Source organism: Parcubacteria group bacterium, assembly GCA_041659505.1.
GTDB lineage: Bacteria > Patescibacteriota > Minisyncoccia > Moranbacterales > UBA2206 > UBA9630.
The window spans coordinates 169,246-191,045 of sequence record JBAZYF010000001.1; the positions used below are offsets into that span (position 1 = coordinate 169,246).

A 21,800-nucleotide genomic window follows, 5' to 3' on the forward strand; every position below is an offset into this window, starting at 1 on the left:
ACTTGTGGTTATCGTAAATTTTCCCGATTAATAGCAAGGCTTGCGGCAATGGATAGTAGATCCTTCGGCAAGCTCAGGATGACAAATTTTTTATCATTCAGTGAAATCAGTGCCCTCAGTGATAACCCACCTGCTCGGCGAGGCACGGTCAGTGGTTCAGACTTACGGAATCTTAAATTCCACCCCACTCTTCAATTCAACATTCTGCTTAAATTCAATCAGGGCGTTTTCGTTTTCGTCCGCGCCGATGTCCCATTTGGTCTGGTCGCTTGGGCGGGACTGGCCGTCGATGTCGGTCATGAAGGGCAGATAGGGATCATTACCGAGGAATATGCCCATATTTTTGGCTCCGGTGTCGTTGTTGGCGAGATGGAAATCATTGTTTGTTGCGTCGACAAAACTAAATGACTGAGAAATCTTATTATGTGTTCCCTGCCCGATATCATCAGTTCCGTCCGTTGCGTTATAATCTGTGCCAGATGCAAATGTTCCGCCATAGGCATTAGTATCACCACTGCCATAAACAATATTATTTTTTGCAATTGCCATTCCTCCTGAAATAATAGAAATTCCATTGGAGCAATTTGCGATAGTATTATTGTAAGCATATAAGTTGCCATATGAATAAACTCCATTGCTATAAGCAGACCCATCAGAAAATCCGTAAATAAGATTATTGGAAACATAAACATTGCTACTAGCACCCGCATAAATAGCCTGTCCCCATCCGCCACTGCTATACACACCGGAAATTATGCTATTGCTAATCTCCATTTTATTTGGACCACTTATACTACCCGATATCCCCAATACATTGTCAGCACTGCTTGAGCTAATCATGGAAAATTGCAGTCCGTCAATTTTCACATAATTATTATAAATTGCAATGACACTAGTATCATAGTATTTATTTGCCTCCCATTTTCCATCGTGTCTTTGGGAACTATTGGCTTCCGTGCTCGTATTGGTAGGAGTATAAACACGGACAAAATTTTCCGGTGAAGTGGTGAAGGCCAAAAGATTGACACCGTAAACTTCTGGTCCCGAATCGTAGTAGCAGGGAGTATTGAGAGTATAATTACCAGTCACTAAATCTCCTGTGTTAAGATGATTGGAATCAGCCGCCCCAGCCCAAGACATACCCAGGGCCGAATAAAGTGAACCAAAAGCATGAGAAACCGAAACCACCGCCGAATCGGTGATGTCCGCCGGCAATGTTCCGGTGGCCGTTCTGACTGTCCAGATGCTGGTCGTGGTTTTGCCGGTGATGTAGGCGACGACGTTTGTGTTGTAGATTACTTTATCGCCTACGCCCATGTTCGTTGCCGTTTGCGCTTCACTAAATGTGGCAACGCCGCTCGCGATTGACACAGTTGGCGCTGTGCCGGTTTTGTGATCGGTCGTGTTTTGGCCGACGGAATAAAAGACCTCTGTCGCGGTTTCGTCCGCGCCGATGTCCACCATTCCCGCGCCGGTCAAACGGTTTTGGCCGTCGATGTCGGAAGTGATTTTCAAATTGGTATCCGCCGACAAATCCACGCCGGCATTGCGCGCGTTGACGTCTGTCGAGGTCAGATGAAAATCCTTGTTCGTCTCATCCACAAACACCACCGACTTCCCATTTTGTGGATTTGTTCCCGGCGCATCAGTTTGAGTTGGTCCAGAGAGGTTGTTAGTGGAAGTGGCATAAAAGCCAGAATACCAATTAATACGATTGTTATAAGAAATATTATTTTTTGCAATTGGCCCCATTCCACCACCTACTATGCCATAAGAATTATGATAGACAGTATTATTATACACATATGCAGTCGCATTCCATATCCATATTCCTCTGGTATTATTGGTACTATTAGTGAAATCATACACTATATTGTTCCATATTTTCGCTGTGTTATTGCTGTAAACATCAGCCAATATGCCCGCGCTTGCTGAATCACCTGTTATCGTTCCTCTGACGATATTATTACTTATTTCATACCAACTATTCGGGTAACCATAGGCAGCGGTATATATTCCCGACTGATAACCCCCGTTCGAGTTAGTAAAATCTATTTGAAGTCCATCAACTTTCACGTATCCATCTCTTGCATTTATACCATCAGTATTTGTTATTTGCATGCGATATTTTGCGTCATCCCACTTCCCCAAATGCCTCTGCGAACTGTTCGCTTCAGTTGTAGTATTGTTTGGCGTATAAATATTTATGAAATTAGTCGGAGCAGTAGCATAACCACTGATGGTTGTACCTGCCGTATCCGCTCCGGTATCGTAGTAGCAAGGGAAATTGAGTTGGTAGTTGTTAGTGAGAAGATCAGACGTATTGAGCAGCGTTGCGCCAGTCGCTCCCGCTTCGGCGGAACTGAGTGAGGAGAAGACGCGTTTGATGGAATTGACTGTTACGTTGGTGACTGTCGCTGGAAGAGCGCCGGTGTTCGTCTGGACATTCCAATTCGATTGATCAGTTTTGGAAACGATATAGGCTTTTTTGGCGTCACTATCATAATCAATCACATCCCCCACACCAATGTTGCCGGTTTGAGGTGCGCTGAAAGTGGCGAGTCCAGCTGAATTGATTGAAATATTTCCAGCCACTTTGCGATCCGTCGTGCCATCTTGTCCGACGGAATAATAGACTGCTGTTGCGGCTTCGTCTGCGCCGATATCCCACGTCGCCACGCCGGAGCCTGGGCGGAGGCGGGTATTTCCATCAATATCAGTGTTAAAAGCAAAATTACTATCCGCACTTAAATCCGCACCGAAGTTTTTAGCGGCTGAGTCGGTTTGGGCGAGGTGATAATCGGCGTTGGCAGAATCCAGGAAACTGAAAGTCTGGCTGTAGCGATTGCCTGTGCCGGCGGGAATGCCAGAGGCTTGGTTGGTAGAGTTGTAGGTAAAACTTGGGTCGCCACCGCAGCCAGTGTTGCTATAATCAGAAGTATTTCCAGATAAAATATTATTCTTAACATAGCCATCGGCGCATTGTTTTTCAAAGCCAACTGCGCTATTTACGATAGTATTGTTTGATAAATAAATATTATCCCCATTTTGAAAATACACAGCCGTATCATTTCCATAAATAATATTATTAGCCACATGCGTACGTGAAGCACTCAGATATAGTCCCGTATCAATATTACGGACAATATTATTAGAAATTTCCGTATCATTACCGCTTGTCCAGATACCCATATGTGCACCATTAGTACCATCTATCTGCAGACCATCAATTTTAACCTGACTGATAGAATAAACACCAACAACTTCTCCTGCAGTCGTTCCGATAGTAAAGGCGGAATTCTTCCATCTTCCATCATGCCGTTGTGATTGGTTAACTGCCGTTGTTGTATTAAAAGGAGTATAAATTCTGATATAGTTCGGTACAGATGTATTCCAACCGCCCACCGTCACCCCGATTGTGTCCGCCCCACTGTCATAGTAGCAGGGAATATTCAACTGATAATTATTACCCGCTAAGTCCTTGGAGTTGAGGTGCGAAGAATCAAACGCACCAGCGCCTGTGTTGGCATCGACTGCACCTTCGAGAGATGCAAATGGATGCGCAATCGAAACAACCGGCGAATCCGTAATGTCGGCGGGAATGGTTCCCGTGGCGGTGCGCACTGTCCAAATGCTCGTCGTTGTTTTGCCGGTGATGTAGGCCACGTCAGTGCTGTTGTAAGTTATCTTATCGCCAACGCCCATATTCGTCGCGGTTTGCGCCACATTGAAAGTGGCTGTTCCGCTGGCAATCGTCACCGTCGGCGCCCCGGTTTTATGATCCGTGGTATTTTGCCCGACAGAATAATAGACCGCAGTCGCGCCTTCGTCGGCGCCGATGTCAAAAGCGCCGGTGTGCGAGGAGGTTGAACGAGTGTGGCCGTCGATGTCGTTCGTAATTGCAAGATTAGCATCCGCCGAAAGATCCGCGCCCATGTTTCTGGCGGAAGTGTCAGTGGAGGCGAGGTGGAAGTCTTTGTTGGGTTCGTCGGCGAATGTGATAACTTTAGTATTTTGTGGATTCAATCCCGGCGCATCATTTTGTGTCGGGCCGGAGAGGTTGTTGGTGGAGGAAGCGTCAAAATTACCACTATAATTATCTACGTTATTATATGAAATATTATTCTTAAGTTTGATCTGGGTGGAATAATCAGAACCACCGACTCCAAACGTCCAGCCGATTATGCTATTATTATAGACTTGAAAATCTCTGACAAACCCATCGGTTTCGGCCAAGGCAAGTGCAATAGCGCCAACTGATCCTGATTGGACGGAATAAATAATATTGTTCCAAATTTTCCCTCTATTATTGGAACTATATGGCACTCCTATTCCGTAACCATAGCTTGTCAGTCCGGTAAAGTCTGCGACTGCCAAATTATTCGATAACTGAATGTCTGAATTGGCATTATTAGCATTAATATAGACAATTTCTGGATTAGAATTTCCGGCCGATACTCTTTTGATTTGCAAACCATCCACTCTCACAAACTCATTTGTAATTGTCATTGTTGACCACCAACCGCTAGTATTTGAAACTAAGCTATATTTCCCATCATCCCACTTTCCCTGATGCCTTTGGGAAAGATTCACCTCCGTCGCCGTATTGTTTGGTGTATAGATTTTAATATAGTTATTCGCTGCAGTTGTCCAGCCCTCGACGGCGACTGCCGTTGTGTCTGCTCCGGAATCATAGTAACAAGGAATATTTAGTTGATAGTTTCCGCTGGTGAGATCTTTCGTGTTGAGGTGCGTCGCGTCAAAAGCACCAGATGCTGTGTCAGCATCGACGGCGCCTTCGAGCGAAGCAAAAGCGTGCGTGATAGAAACCACGGCTGAGTCGGTGATATCGGCCGGGGTCGTGCCGGTGGCAGTTGCGACGCGCCAGACTGAGGTGGAAGTTTTGGCGGTGATGTAGGCCACGTCAGTGTTGTTATAGGTCACTTTATCCCCTACGCCCAGATTGGTCGCTGTTTGCGCTTCGGAAAAAGTCGCCACGCCGCTCGCGATTGACACGGTCGGATTCGTGCCAGTTTTGTGGTCATTCGTGTTTTGGCCAACACTGTAGTAGATGCCGATCGCGCCTTCGTCCGCGCCGATGTCCCAAGGAGTGGTGCGCGTTCCGCCGTCGATATCAGTAGTGAAAGGCAAATTAGTATCAACGGAAAGATCCGCGCCCATACTGTTTGCACTGGTATCTGTCGCGGATAGATGGAAATCCTTGTTGGCGACGTCGGCAAAATTAACCACTTTAGCATTTTGCGGATTCGATCCCGGCGCATCAGTTTGAGTAGGACCAGAGAGGTTGTTGGTGGAGGAGGCGTTGTATCCGTTCAAGTTAAAATTAATGGCATTATTATATGAAATATTATTCTTATAGGTCAAACCATTAACTCCATTAGTATAAAATCCCATAACACTACAGCCATAAACAGTATTATTATAGATATAGCTAGCCCTTTCTTGATAAGTATAAATACCTTCGTTGCAATTATAAATAATGTTGTTCCAAATATTGACACCGGTATTAGACCCGTAATTATTAACGATTCCGGTTCCGGAATTTTTTATGATATTATTTGATATGTTTGCTTGCCCACTCGAAGTATTCTGAATAGCAATTGCCCAATCGTTTGTCGCCACAGCCTGGACACCATCAATGCTAACGTTGGCATAAGCATCAATCGGCCGTCCACTGACCTCCATCCGAAACTTCGAATCATCCCACTTCCCGCTATGCCTCTGCGAAGTATTTGCTTCACTAGTTGTGTTGTATGGCGTATAAATTTTAATAAAATTCGTCGGCGCAGTCGTATAGCCATTAACAGTTACAGCAGTCGTGTCCGCTCCGGTGTCGTAGTAGCAGGGGAAATTCAACTGATAGTTGTTAGTGAGAAGATCGGACGTATTGAGTAGTGTCGCTCCGGTCGCACCTGCTTCGGCGGAACTTAGTGATGAGAATACACGTTTGATGGAATTGACTGTCGCATCTGTTACGATCGCTGGCAATGCACCGGTGTTCGTTTGGACATTCCAATTTGACTGATCAATTTTGGATACGATATAGGCTTTTTTATTATCACTGTCATAATCAATTACATCACCGACTCCGATGTTGCCGGTTTGCGGTGCGCTGAAAGTGGCGAGGCCAGCTGAATTAATACTAACTGTTCCGGTCACTTTTCTGTCCGTCGTCCCGTCTTGTCCGACGGAATAATAGACCGCCGTTGCCGCTTCGTCTGCGCCGATGTCCCAACCACGGCCGTTGATATTTCTCGTGTTGCCGTCAATATCTTTCGTGAAAGCAAAATTACTATCCGCACTTAAATCCGCACCGAAGTTTTTGGCGGCTGTGTCGGTGGAGGCGAGGTGAAAATCGGCGTTGGCAGAATCAACAAAAGTAACTGTTTTTGCATTTTGCGGATTAGTCCCCGGCGCATCCGTCTGCGTCGGACCGGAAAGGTTGTTAGTGGAGGATGCATCAAAGTAGGGTTCATAATAATTGTCATTATTGTTATAAACTATGTTATTTTTAATAACGTTAAGCCCATTACCAAGAGATATTCCATAACTATTATTGTAAATTGTATTATTAAGAACATATGTCGGATAAACATACGATGAATATAGTACAATCCCAAATGAATTAGCTACATTGAATCCATATATTATATTGTTATAAACTATTATATTGCAACCATATGAACCGCCGTCCGTATCAATTCCAGCTGCTTCACTGCCATTTGAAATATTTCCTCTAATTATATTATTTGATATTTTTGCGCCACCATCATGCTGAGGCCATGCTAAAATTCCCCTAAACCGACCAGATCCATTGTTAGCAGTTACGTCAATTTGTATCCCATCGATCACAATGTTTCCAGCGTTTCGCATATCAAAACCATAGCCCCAATCATTTGTGATTTTCATATTAAATTTTGTATCATCCCATTTACCCCAGTGCCTCTGTCTTGAATTGGCTTCGGTATTAATGTCAGTCGGAGTATAATATTTTATAAAATTCGACAAAGATGTGATCCATTGGCCAATATTGGCGCTGGTCGTGTCCGATCCTGAATCATAGTAGCATGGAAAATTCACTTGATAGTTATTAGTCGCTAAATCATACGTATTGAGATAACCAGCTCCAGTGGCATCATAAGTATCATAAATTCTAGAAAAAACATGTGCAATAGAAACCACTGGCGAATCGGTGATGTTTGCTGGAATTGTTCCTGTGGCCGTCCGCACTGTCCAAATACTCGTCGTTGTTTTGCCGGTGATGTAAGCGACGTCAGTACTGTTGTAAGTAACTTTATCGCCAATTCCCATATTCGTTGCCGTTTGGGCGACATCAAAAGTGGCCGTTCCACTAGCAATCGTCACCGTCGGCGAACCAGTCATATGATCCGTGATATTTTGCCCGACAGAATAATACACCGCTGTCGCGCCTTCGTCCGCGCCGATGTCGAAAGCGCCGGTGTGCGAGGAGGTTGAACGAGTGTGGCCGTCGATGTCGTTCGTAATTGCAAGATTAGCATCCGCCGAAAGATCCGCGCCCATGTTGCGGGCGGAAGTGTCAGTGGAGGCGAGGTGGAAGTCTTTGTTGGTCTCATCTGCGAATGTAATAACTTTAGCATTTTGCGGATTCAACCCCGGCGCATCAGTTTGAGTTGGGCCGGAGAGGTTGTTGGTGGAGGAGGCGGAAAAAGCATTAGCATAATTATCAGTGTTATTGTAAGAAATATTATTTTTTATTACACTATCACCTTGAGAATTAATGCCCACATTATTACCATACAGGGTATTATTATAACCATAACCCGTGCCCCAGCCAGTATGCGTAACATTTAATCCAGAGCCGGAAAAATTATATATAACATTGCTCCAAATTTTCGCGACTCTAGTGCCAGGTGTACTGAAATACGTAATTCTCACTCCGTCTTGACCGCTACTTGTTCCACTTATTGAGGCAGAAATAATGTTGTTGGAAATATCAATCGTTGTCCCATCATCAGGCTGTGACAAAATCGCATATCCACCAGTTCTATTATTCCAAATTCCTCTAACTTGAAGACCATCAATCCTTACATTTCCGTCATAAAGCACTATTACGGCAGAATGATCAACGGGTGCAGTAAACTCTAATCTGTATTTCCCATCATCCCACTTCCCCTGATGCCTCTGCGAAACACCAACCTCGGAAGAAAGAATCGGCGTATATGCCTTGATATAATTGGTTGGATATGTCGTCCAGCCATTAATCCATGCCTGCGCCGTATCCGCCGTCCCTCCATTCCCATAAGCCGCCAAATTATACTGCTGATTGCTGGCATAAATATCTTTCCCGCCGGAAATCGAGCGATCCACATCAAAATGCTCTAAATTATCCGCCACGCCGCTGTTTTCCGTGCCGGCTTCGGCGTTTGAAAGCGATGTATGCGCCCGGAAAATCGACCAATTCTGATCCGCCGAACTTGTAGGGACAGGGCTCGCCCCTGTCCGATCCTGCACGGAATAAATCGTCGATGATGTTCTCCCCGTAATGAAAGCAATCGCATCAATGGAATCATTTCCGTCGGAGTCATATTGCACAACATCACCAACACCAATATTGTCAGGAGTGGCATTGACCACTGTCATCGTCGTGCCAGAAATAGAAAGATTATTCGCATCCGCCGAACCAGTGTCGAGCGCCCCAGTCGCCGAAGGTGCCAGCGAACGATAAATCGGCACCGCCGCCTGATCCGCCCCGATGTCTACATTGGAAATTTGATCATTCGGATTTGTTTCAAAATTCAAAATTGGAAATTTGATATTTTGCCCATCAATGTCTTTGGTCACTGGCAGATTCTGATCTTTGGACAGATCTTTGCCAAATCCTCTGGCCCCGGTGTCAGCTGGCGAAAGATGGAAGTCTTTGTTGGTTGCATCGACGAATTGGACGGTGGTGGAGTTTTTGGAGTGGGGGCCGGGTGCGTCGGTAGCAAGATTAGATAGATTATAGTCAGAGGCAATATTAAAAGAACCATAATTACCGTTTACGCAATTCTGAGAAAGTGTATTTTTTAAATACATATTTGCAGCGACTCCACCGTCATTCCAATAACCAATAGTACAATTATATAAAGTTGTATTGCTAATACGCCAACGAGCAGTTGACGAGCTCAGTGCAATGCCATAACCATAATCTCCAGTAAAATCATAAATGATATTATTAGAAAAATAATTATCTATCGCAACACTAGAAGTTATTCTAGAGGCAGAATGATACAAGGTACTTGCCGTATTAGGACCTCTAATTATACAATTTCTAATATTAGTTCCACCTCCGTCTGTTATCCAAAAGCCATAAGCGTATTGAGAAACTGGCGCTTGACTGACAAAAATCTGTAGGCCGTCAATTTTAGTATAATTTTCTCTAATAAAGATAGCGCTACTATTTATTGGTGGATTGATGCGATATTTGCCATCATCCCACTTCCCCTGATGCCTCTGAGAAATCCCAACCTCGCTCACTAAATACGGTGCATAAACTTTAATAAAATTTTGTGGTGCCGTATTCCACCCATCAATTGTAACTGCCACCGTATCACTCGCCGTCCCATTCGCATAAGCCGCAATATTCCACTGCTCCGAACTGGCCGCAATATCTTTCCCACCTGACCAACTATCGAAGTTTCGCAAATTAGAATCAATCGCTGTGTTTTCTGTGCCGGCTTCTGCATTACTTAGCGAAGTGTAGGCCCGGAAAATCGACCAATAAGTATCGCCTGATCTGGCGACTGGCGCAGTGCCACTGGCGGTTTTGACAGTAAAGTTTCTTGAGTCGGTTCGCCCCGTGATAAACGCCAGCGTGTCACCAGCACCAATGGAGCCGTTGTTGTTGGAATCATATTGTAAAACATCCCCGACACCGATGTTGTCGGGTAATTCATTGGTGAAAGTGGCGAGAGATGTGGTGGCGCTAACAGTAAGTGAGTTAGCTTCACCAGTGGCAATGGCTGAGAGATTATTATCCGTATCATTGTCCGGCGCGACAGAGCGATAAATTTTAGTAATCACTTCATCCGCGCCGATATCGAACAATGTTCCGCGCGGACGAGTATTGCAATCATCCCCTGTAGAGACGAGGCACTGCCTCGTCTGTACATCATATCCAGTCGAATCAATGTCAGTATTCAAAGGCAAATCCAAATCATTAGAAAGATCCGCCCCAAAATTCCGCGCGCCGGTGTCGGAGGGGGCGAGGTGGAAATCTTTGTTGGCTTCGTCGACAAATGAGAAGGTTTGGGAAATTTTATCATGTGCGCCACCAGTGGTTGTAGTACCACCTGAAGAATTATAATCAGAATTAGAATTGAAAGTACTCCAAAACGAAGATGAAGTTGTTTTGACCAAATTATTTTTCGCTGTCACCCGACTTGTCCCAACAATACCCATAATATCTGGAGCAGAGGCAAAAATTGTATTATTATAAACAAATGCATATGAGCTTGATCCAGGAATGTTTATTCCGTAGCTCCAGCTCTGTGTCATCCCATAGATTATATTGTTATAAATATATGCAGTGCCATAAAGTGAAGAATTTTCTCCAACTCCTGTCATGTAAGAATCTAAAATATTATCAACCACATAGAGTGTTTTGTCTGTAGTTGTGCTATAGGCAATTTCTATGGCACCGCCATTTTCACTCCTAACCTGCAATCCTTCATACCTAATATTTTTTACAGCTGTTCTAATAGACTCACCAGAAACAACATCCAGCCTATATTTATTTACATCCCATTTTCCTTGATGCCTTTGACTGACTCCCACTTCGTCGGAATTAGTTGGTGTATAAATTTTGAGATAGTTATTAGGCGCCGTTGTCCAGTTATCATTGATTAATCCACCTACCGTATCCGCCGTTGTCCCATTGGCATAACAAGCCACATTCCACTGCTCATTCCCTGCAGTCAAATCTTTCCCTCCAGACCATGCATCAAAATTTGAAACCGCTGCGGCAATACCAGAATTCTCGGTTCCGCCGTTAGTATAGTCAGTGGCATTATTCAGACTCGTATACGCCCGATAAACCCCAAAATCCGCATCTGGCGCAATCGTAGCGACAGGGCTTGCCCCTGTCGAGGTGCGAACCGAAAAATGCGCGCTATCCCAACGCTTGGTGATGAAAACGACATGGTCGATCGAACCATTGTCGTCCGCGTCATATTGCACCGCGTCGCCTACTCCAACATTTTCCGGTAGTGGTCTCCAGAATGTCGCGACATAATCCGTGATTCTGGTGGTGGAGTCAGGCAGATAAGTTGGTTTGATTTCGAGGTTGCCGTAGTTACTGCTTCCGCCCACAGCTAAAGCAGTTGTGGCGGACGGGCCTACACTACGATAAATTTTCGCCACATTCTCATCCGCGCCGATGTCCCAGGTGCCGGCGCTGTCGAGGCGGGTATCGCCATCGATGTCGGTGGTGAAATTTAGATTAGCGTCATCGGATGAGTTGTATAATTTGATGCCTTGATTTTTTGCACCGGTGTCGGCCGAGTCCAGATGGAAATCATTGTTGGCTTCATCGGCGAAGTGGACAACTTGCGCGTTCCTCGGGTTAGTCCCTGGAGCGTCCGACTGATCAGGGCCGGAGAGGTTATTGGTAGATGAGGCGTTAAAGCTGTTTACATAATTATCAGTGTTATTATAAACAATATTATTTTTTGCAATAACATTACCTGCCGAGTCTAGTATTCCCTGGTCACAGTTTGTAATCGTATTATTATAAACATACTCCATCCATGTTCCGTTTGCATTAATTCCTCCTGAGGTTGAAAATCCATACACGATATTATTCCAAAATTTTCCAGTTCTCATCCCTGAGGCATTCCAGCCAAAGACAACCCCCCAATTATAATTTGCTCCGCTACCCAATGTCCCCTTGATAATATTATTAGAGATTTCAACACTACCACCGTCACCGGAAGCTAGATAAAGTGCATCGCCATAGGTTTCAGAAGTAACAATATTAAATTGAAGACCGTCAATTTTAATAAAATCTTCATTGACAAGCACCAAATCCTCACTTGGGTTCGTAGCGCTTAACTGATATTTCCCCTCATCCCAAACCCCTCCATGCCGATAGTGTTCCTCCGGATCCGTCCAAATCTTGATGTAGTTACTGGCCGATGTTGACCAACCGTCAACCGTCACTGCACTGGTGTCTGCTGAGCCAGTCGAAGCCCGACACTTCGCCACCGCAATCGCACTGTCTCCGCCGTTGGAAATGGTGAAATAGTTGGCACTGTTACAAGTGTTGTTGGTATACCACACATCCCCGCTCGTTTCCGTCGCACTGCCAGTGATGGCGTCAACAAGAATTTGCCCAGCAGTAGCATGCACGACTGTGCCGGAGTGCGTTTGATAGGCACCACCTCGACAAAGATAAACGGTCGCATTGTCCGCAATCGCTTGAGTGCGCGCCCCAGAAAAAACCTGTGTCGTCCCAACAGTCAGATCAGTTTGCACTCCAGTTTCCCAAGACGCCAAAGAAGTATAATCCGTGTCCGCGCCATTGCCGGTGTCGACGACCGAAACAAATTCGACCGGGGTTTGATCCGCTCCGATGTCCCACGCATCAGCCGAACTGGCCCCCGGACGAGAACCGCCATCAATGTCAGAAGCAAAAGCGAAATAGGGATCCGCGGCCAGGTTGGTGCCGAAACTTTTGGCGGCTGTGTCGGCTGAAGAGAGGTGATAATCCGCATTGGCCGAATCTTGGAAACTGAAAGTCTGGCTATAGCGATTACCTGTGCCGGCAGGGATGCCCGAGGATTGATTGGTGGTGTTGTAGGTAAAACTTGGAATGGTGCCACCCTCATTAACAAAGTCAGTCGTGTTTCCTAAAAATATATTATTGCTGACTTGAGACGGATTGTTCATCCAATTCAATCTAATACCAACTCCGTTATTAACCAATGTATTATTGTAAAAAGTGCAATCTGGACAATTTTGTGAGTTTACAGCATCCTCTGCTCCATAAATAATATTATTATACACTCGCCGACTACCCCCTAACGTCATCCCGACACTAAAATTCCTGATTATATTATTGCTTATTTCCGAAAAATTCTCATAGGAAATAATTCCGACATAACCATCGTCACTTTTGTCTATCTGTATTCCGTCGAATTTGGTATTCGGCACAGAAAATCTAATACCATGACCATAAGCTGCCTTCATCGCAAAAGCTGTTGATGTCCACTTACCCAAATGCCGCTGGCTCTGATTCGCTTCAGTCATAGTATTCGTCGGTGTATAGATTCTGATATAATTCGGAATAGCGGTCACAAAACCATTGACTTCCGTACCGATTCCTGAATCCGCTCCGGTGTCATAGTAGCAAGGAATATTCAATTGATAATTATTAGCATAAAGATCTTCAGTGTTTAAATGCGTCGCGTCAAACGCGCCAGTCGCCGTGTTCCCATCCACTGCGCCTTCAATTGAAGAAAATGGATGGGAGATAGATTGAACCGAAGTGGTTGTTCTATCAGGCGCTACTGTTCCTGTGGCGGTAACAACTCGCCACTCCGATGTGGAAATTTTTTGCGTAATATATGCTTCATTTAAAAAACCATTATAAACAATTTTATCGCCAACGCCCATATTAGTGGCGGTCTGGGGAATAGTGAACGTGGCTATGCCGTTGGAAATAGAAATGTTAGGCTCGCCAGTCCTATGGTCATTAGTATTTTGCCCGACGGAATAATACACCGCCGTCGCCCCTTCGTCGGCGCCGATGTCCCACGCTCCGGAATGTGATGCCACATTGCGCGTGTGCCCGTCGATATCTTGTAGAGACGCATTGAATGCGTCTCCGCTCAAATTCGCGCCCATGTTTCTAGCGGAAGTATCATTGGCGGCGAGGTGGAAATCTTTGTTGGTTTCGTCGGCGAATTGGACTGTCGCGTTGCGATAATATGCACCAAGAGCCGGAGCAGTGGCGTCTTTGGAAAGGTTGTTAGTGGAAGAGGAATCAAATGTGCCGGAGTAATCAGTTGTGTTATTGTAGGAAAGATTGTTTTTGGCAATAACCCTCCCGGTGCCCCTGATAATACCACGCTCACTACCGCTAATTGTATTATTATAGAGATAAGCATTTGAGCCATCGATAAAAATCGCGGCACTCGTACGCAATGCATTTAATGACAAATATCCGTAATATATATTATTTACGAATTTTTCATTGACCAAAGATCCATAGGGCTGATTGAACCCAGACGCACTAGAATTTCCTATAATTCCCGAAAAAACACCTTGAAAAATATTGTTAGATATAACAAGATTGGAATCTATTGAGTTTATAGTTGAATATATGGTATTGGCATAAAAATCACCCGAACTGGTGTGCTTGACCTGTATTCCATCTATCCGAACATGTCTTGAAACAATCGATATAACCCCCGTTCCGGTTCTTTCCATTCTATACCGCCCTTCATCCCACTTACCCTGATGCCTCTGCGATATTCCCACTTCGGTCGAAAGATTGGGCGTATAGATCTTAATATAATCTGTCGGATAAGTATTCCACCCGTCGATACTTACAGATGATGTATCCGCCGTCCCCCCATTCCCATACGCCGCCAAATTATACTGCTGATTGCTGGCGTAAATATCCTTCCCGCCCGTGATTGAGCGGTCGATATCAAAATGCTCCACCCCGTCCGCTATTTCGGTATTTTCTGTGCCGGCTTCGGCATCGCTTAGCGCAGTGTGTGCCCGGAAAATCGACCAATTCTGGTCATTGATCACCGGAACCGGCACGCCCCCTTCGCGGTTTTGGACGGAATATTGTGAAGAAGATGTCCGGCCAGTGATGAAAGCGATGGCATCAATGGAATCATTTCCGTCGGAGTCATATTGCACAACATCTCCCACGCCAATATTATCAGGAGTGGCATTGACCACTGTCATCGTCGTGCCAGAAATAGAAAGACTATTCGCATCCGCCGAACCAGTGTCAAGCGCCCCAGTCGCCGAAGGCGAAAGCGAACGATAAATCGGCATCGCTGCTTGATCAGCGCCAATGTCTGCATTGGAAATTTGATCATTCGGATTTGTTTCAAAATTCAAAATTGGAAATTTGAAATTCTGCCCGTCTATATCTTTTGTCACTGGCAGATTCTGATCCTTCGAAAGATCCTTCCCAAACCCCCGCGCCCCGGTATCACTCGGTAACAAATGAAAATCTTTATTGGTCGCGTCGACGAACGAGACAGTCGTGTCTAGCTTAGGATTTTTTCCCGGCGCGCCATAACTAGTGCCGAGACCAGAAAGATTATTTGTTGATTCGGTAACATTTGTAGAATTATAATATGCATAGGGAGAATTTTGTACAATATTGTTTTTCAAAACCGCCGTGCTTGCATAAATCGCAAACGCACCGCCAATTACGGTATTATTATAGGCATATCCGCTTGAAGCCAATGTTAAGACAAAGCTTCCTCCAAGATTTGTCGTATCAAAATCATAAAACAAATTATTCCAAACTTTTACTATAACGCTCGCGGGCATTGCGTTGCCAGAAATCCCCATTTCTCCATTTGTATTATTATGGCCTTTGTAAATGTTATTACTGACATTTATTTCTCCCGCTCCGCTTTGGCCAAAAATCATAGTTGCCATAGCATAGGTCGCATACACATTCGTAATTTGCAAACCATCGACTCGGACATAGTTATCCCAAATCCAAAGATTCATATCTTGACTAGTCACTTCAAGTCTGTATTTATTATCATCCCATTTCCCCTGATGCCTTTGACTTATCCCAACTTCAGTTGACAGGTAAGGTGTATAAATTTTAATAAAATTTTGTTTTCCCGTTGTCCAATCATTAATGTCAACTCTTGTCGTATCCGCTGTCGTCCCATTCGCATAGCAAGCAATGTTCCATTGTTCCGATGAGGCGGCAATATCTTTTCCATTTGCCCAACTGTCAAAGTTTTCTACTGTATCATTAAGGCCTGTGTTTTCAATTCCCGCTTCGGCATTGCTGAGCGATGTGTAGGCACGATAAATATACCAAGCTTGCGAGGCGCTGACTGCGGTTGGGATTCCTCCCGATGCACTGTTAACAGTGTAACGAGTGGCATCAATCCGTCCGCTGATGAAAGCGACGTAGTATGTTCCGCTAATGTTATATTGAACTACATCGCCAACGCCGATATTGTCAGGGACGGCTGATGAAAAAGTTGCCATTATTCCAGCAATGGTCACGGTATGGGACGAGCTTCCCGTATCAATCGCACTAATCGCTCCCGGCGCCACCGAACGATAAATTTTCGTAATCACTTCATCCGCACCGATGTCGAATAATGTCCCCCGCGGACGGGTATTACAATCATCCCCCGTAGAGACGAGGCACTGCCTCGTCTGTGCATCATATCCAGTCGAATCAATATCCGTGCCAATCGGCAAATCCAAATCATTAGAAAGATCCGCCCCAAAATTCCGCGCACCGGTGTCGGAAGGGGCAAGGTGGAAATCATCATTATCCAAATCAACAAATGAAAAAACTTGATCACCCCTATTTCCAATTCCGCCAAAATTATCAGCGGTACTATCAGCTGATGCAGAGTTGCTCATTATAAATGGATCGGTAAAATCCTCATAAATATTAGCGGCTAGGCAATTTTTCAAAACGTAAGACCCTGTTGCACCAGAATAATTCATAAACCCATAATCGTTATTGATTGTACTGATGTTATAACCCCACAAATTCTTGCCATCTCCTCCTGCCACAAATACACCGGCAAGGTTTGAATAAATCAATGTGTTCCAAATTTTTGCTCTCATTCCCGCACTATCAAGATTCACGCCATAATGATTATCCATGTCCCCCCTTATTATGCAATTACTAATCTGAATTTCATTTTCATCCTCAGTTAAATTATTGATCCAAATATCATCATACAACCCTCTATGAAAAATCTGTAAACCATCAATTCGCACATAATCACTGTCGAGTCCAATAGCGTCATTACTGTCTTCGGCTGTTTCAAGATAGAATTTACTCTCATCCCATTTCCCATTCTGTCGTTGCGTCGTCCCAACTTCATCCGCGTTAGTTGGTGTATATATTTTTAGGTAATTATGCGACGCTGTTCCCCAGCCATGGATTGTGAAAGCATCCGCATCAGGCATTCCGCCCTGCCCCGCATAACAAGCCACATTCCACTGCTCATTATTGGTCGTCAAATCTTTTCCGTCCGACCAAGTGTCATAGTTTTCGATTGTGTCGCTAAGCCCGGTGTTTTCTGTTCCTGCCTCCGCATTAAAAAGCGAAATATATGATCTGAAAACCCCAAAATCCGCATCCGGTGAAATTGTGGATGTCGGCGCTCCTCCGCTCGCCGTACGCACCGAAAAATGCGCACTGTCCCAGCGTTTAGTGATGAAAACGACATGGTCGATCGAACCATTGTCGTCCGCGTCATATTGCACAGCGTCACCCACGCCGACATTGTCCGGCAGTGGTCGCCAGAACGTGGCGACGTAGTCGGTGATTCTGGTGGTGGAGTCAGACAGATAGGTTGGTTTGATTTCTAAGTTGCCATAATTACTGGCTCCCCCTGTGGCCAGTGCACCTGTGGCGGACGGAGCGACCGAGCGATAAATCTTGGCCACATTCTCATCCGCCCCAATATCCCACGTCCCGGCACTGTCAAGCCGAGTATCACCATCGATGTCAGTGGTGAAATTTAAATTAGCATCGTCACTGGAATTATATAATTTGATACCTTGGTTTTTTGCTCCGGTGTCCGCCGAGTCCAGATGAAAATCATTGTTGGCTTCGTCGGCGAAATGGACAATCTGCGCGTTCCTCGGATTTAAGCCGGGGGCGTCGGTTTGGGTCGGGCCGGAGAGGTTATTGGTGGAACTTGAATCAATCCAACCGTCATAACCAATTACATTGTTATATGCAAGATTATTTTTAACTATAGACGGCCCATTAGCAGAATTTATACCTCTATAACAATTATAAAAAGTATTATTGTAAATATAACTATTATAATTTCCATTTGAAAAAATTGCAGTCGGATTTGTACCGACATTAAAATCATAGAAAATATTATTCCATATTTTAGAGTTTTTTGTCCCAGAAGCGCTCCATCGCAACATTATACCGTAAGGGTAATCACCTGAAACAAAATTGCCTTTAAAGATATTATCACCTATTTGAACTAATCCACCATCAGCGATATCCACGTCCATTATTATTGACGGGTTTCCTGCTGATTTTCCCAGCAATTGTAAGCCTTGGATTTTTACAAAATCTTCATTAACACTAATAACATCACCCACTCTAAACCTCCCTTCATCCCAAACCCCACTATGCCGATAATTCTCACTAGGATCTGTCCAAATCTTGATGTAATTCGTCGCCGAAGTTATCCAGCCATCGACTCCTATCGCATTAGTATCCGCCGACCCATTACTCGTACGACATTTAGCGACAGCGATGGCGGAATTACCGCCGTCAGTTACGGTGAAATAATTAGCACTGTTGCAAGTGTTATTCGTGTACCACACGTCTCCGCTCGTTTCCGTCGCACTGCCGGTGATCGCGTCAACAAGAATTTGCCCAGCCGTAGCATGGACGACTGTACCGGAATGGGATTGATAGGCTCCCCCTCGGCAAAGATAGACCGTCGCATTGTCGGCAATAGCGGCCGTGCGCGCCCCAGAAAAAACCTGCGTCGTCCCGGCAGTCAGATCAGTCTGCACACCGGTTTCCCAAGATGCCAATGAGGTATAATCCGTGTCCGCGCCGTTGCCGGTGTCGACGACAGCAGTAAACTCCGTTGCAGCAAAAGCACGACTAAAACAACCCAAAGAAAACAGGCCAGCAATGAGATAAATTGTGAATTTTTTTTTAACAGTCACTGAGGGGGTGGTAATTTGAAATTTTAAGTCCTTTTTTCTATCTTTATTTCTTCTAAATTATACCACAAATAATCCCAAAAAAGAAGCAACAAAAAACAGCGACAATCAGTCACGATTAGCCACTTACTTTGAGCGATTTATTGATTCACTTACCAGCGCAAACTGAGCTATTTTCAAATCCTAAATTCTTTCTCATTAATCCACGCTCAACCCTCGCGGGGCGGTTGGCCGTGATTAAATCACAAAACCGTCCAAATCTTCGGGGGAAATAAGTTGAAAAAGTTTGTCCATTATTTGCTCTTTGATAAGCCTTTTATACATAATATGCGTAATTTAGTGATTATGATTAACTACCTAGAGGTCAAGTGCCAGTCATGCACGCGTCACATCCACAAATTTTCCGGCAGGTTGCGATCACGCTCCCAACTTTCCGGATTGGTTTCGATTTACTCACGGATTTTGTTTAATGATTCGTCGTTACTAATGATGTGGTCGTGAAATGACCGTTGCCAAATTTTTGTAATATACGGCATGTTTCTCGATTTCATCAATTGAATATATTCAACCGTTGATTTTGATTTGAATATTTGTGCGAATCTGGATATCCCTGGCTTTTGTAATTTTCCTGAAATCCGGACAGACGCAAGGTCTGTCCCTACGGGGTTATTGTTTTGTAGGGACAAATCTTGTATTTGTCCTGCACCCGAAATTTGTCCTACACCCGGGTTTTGTCCTGCGCCCGGGTTTTGCGATTTCCCTATATTCTGTGATTTACCTGGTTTCCGGACAGACGCAAGGTTCCGGACAGACACAAGGTCTGTCCCTACGATTTCCGTTTTTGTGTGATTGTTATTTATTATTTCCAAAATCATGTGGGTATGATTAGGCATTATTACATATGCATCTAAAAATATATTTTCAAAATAATTCAACACGCCTATCAAATTTTTATCAACAATTCTACCTAATTCATTCAGAACCATATTTCCGTTTTCAATTTCTCCAAATAATTCCTGTCTGTCTTTCGTGCAAATGGTGATGAAATATAATCCGTTTTGGGAATAATCGTAATTTTGCAGGCGATTAGATTTGCGGTTTTTGTTTAGCATTTTTTTGTAGGGACAAATCTTGTATTTGTCCTCCCCTTGGATTTTGTTTGTCCTGAAATTTGTGTTTATCCTGATTCAAGGACAGACGCAAGGTCTGTCCCTACGATATTATGGGAAATTGAAAACGTGGATTGTTTTTGGGTTTGACTCCTCAAACCCCTACAAAATCCTGCCAATCATTCAACCCAGAAAACCACAGTTTCGGACAATCAATCCGCACTCATTGCATTGTCTATTTCAACATCCAAACCGGAACCAGCACTAAATCTTTGTGCACCATAAAATCGTTTTTGGTAACGACAACTAACTTGTTACCACTTTTTTTTGCCAACTTCGTGGCAAATTTAAATTTATTGAGCGCAATCTGCTCGCGATATTTCACTTCGACGTATTGATACGTTTTCGCGTCCAAAATATTATCCGTCGCTAAAAAATCCACTTCATCTTTCCGAACCCGCCGGAAAGAAACTGCGGAATAGCTTTTTTGCAAAAGTTGCAAACAATAATTCTCCACCAAAAACCCCATTTTGTAGTTCCCTTGCGCCTCATCTGACCAAGCATAGAACGCCGAAACAAAATTGGGACTACCCAGGTAGATTTTTTTACCCAAGCGCCGGGATTTTCTGGCCGATTTAGTGAAATTATAGACAAGCTGAATGAGAAAACTTTCAGCGAAATAGTTGAGGTATTTTTTGACCGTTTTTTCGTCGATGCCAATTTCGCGCGCGATGTTGCCCGTCTCAATCACCGATCCGATTTCACCGGCCAAAACTTGAAACAAAAATTTAAGTTCGTCCACTTTTTCCACTCCGAAAATTCGCACAATATCATATTCAATGGTTTTTTTGTAGATCGCATCGGTGAGATATTTTTTGACCACCGCTAGATTATTTTCCCCAACGATTTCCGGAAATTGACCATAGCGAAGATAGTGTTCAAATTCTTTTTCCATTTCCGCGCCGTATTTTTGGAAAAATTTTTCTTGTGTTGATGAATTTTTCAAGACGAGGCATTGCCTCGTCTCTACAGCGGATGACTGATAACCGGCAAGCAGTTCTTTTTTGACCTTTTTTAATTCCAAATATTCTTGAAAATCCAACACCGGCAAAGAAAATTCATAGATCCGACCCACCAGACTCTCGGTGGTCTTTTTGCGTAAAAACAAAGAGGAAGAACCACTGATAATGAATTTTATCCGCGCGTCAGTGTCATAATAGCGTTTCAAAATATGTTGCCATTTCGGGTTATATTGAATTTCATCAAGAAAAATATACAGCGAACCACTTTTTGGTGCGCTTTTTTCCAAGTACGCATTCAGGTAATCCGCAATAGTAATCTTTCCGGGAATAATCGCTTCGTCAAAAGTCAAAAAAAGAATCGCCTCCGGTTTCACTGTCACGAGCAGTTTTTCAATCAATTGTTTCAGGAGAATCGTTTTTCCCGTACGCCGGAGTCCGACAATGGAAATGATCTGTTTTTTGGCTAAATAGGGCAAAATTTCACCAAACAACTTCCGCTTATAGCTGATATTTTTCAACTCGGCCAAAAACTCATCCGGCGAATCCCAGTGTTTGTTCTGTCGATAAATTTCGGCTATAATAAAGGATTTTTTCATATTTTTACATTTATAGGTATTATTATTACCAATAATGTAACATCTATTAGGATGAGTGTCAATTTAGATGTATTTTGCCAATCATTCAATCCAGAAAATCATGGTTTCGGACAGCTAATCCACACTCAACCCTTGCGGGG

At 44.1% G+C, this 21,800-nt stretch carries 3 protein-coding genes; all 3 read right to left on the reverse strand.

The window, feature by feature from the left end; all coding sequences use genetic code 11:
• Positions 1-162: 162 nt before the first annotated feature.
• Positions 163-18,936, reverse strand: a complete 18,774-nt coding sequence (locus WC848_00865) for a right-handed parallel beta-helix repeat-containing protein (GenBank protein MFA5961216.1) — start codon at positions 18,934-18,936, stop codon at positions 163-165.
• A gap of 446 nt (positions 18,937-19,382) precedes the next feature.
• Positions 19,383-20,045, reverse strand: a complete 663-nt coding sequence (locus tag WC848_00870; protein ID MFA5961217.1) for a hypothetical protein — start codon at positions 20,043-20,045, stop codon at positions 19,383-19,385.
• A 232-nt stretch (positions 20,046-20,277) separates the two neighbouring features.
• Positions 20,278-21,660 carry an ATP-binding protein gene (locus WC848_00875; GenBank protein MFA5961218.1) on the reverse strand — a complete coding sequence of 461 codons (1,383 nt, stop codon included), beginning with the start codon at positions 21,658-21,660 and terminating at the stop codon, positions 20,278-20,280.
• Positions 21,661-21,800: the final 140 nt, after the last annotated feature.

What these genes read in the sequence shown, in the direction of transcription:
- WC848_00870 (MFA5961217.1), bottom strand. Translation starts at nt 20,045, where the DNA reads ATGCTAAACAAAAACCGCAAATCTAATCGCCTGCAAAATTACGATTAT.
- WC848_00875 (MFA5961218.1), bottom strand. Translation starts at nt 21,660, where the DNA reads ATGAAAAAATCCTTTATTATAGCCGAAATTTATCGACAGAACAAACAC.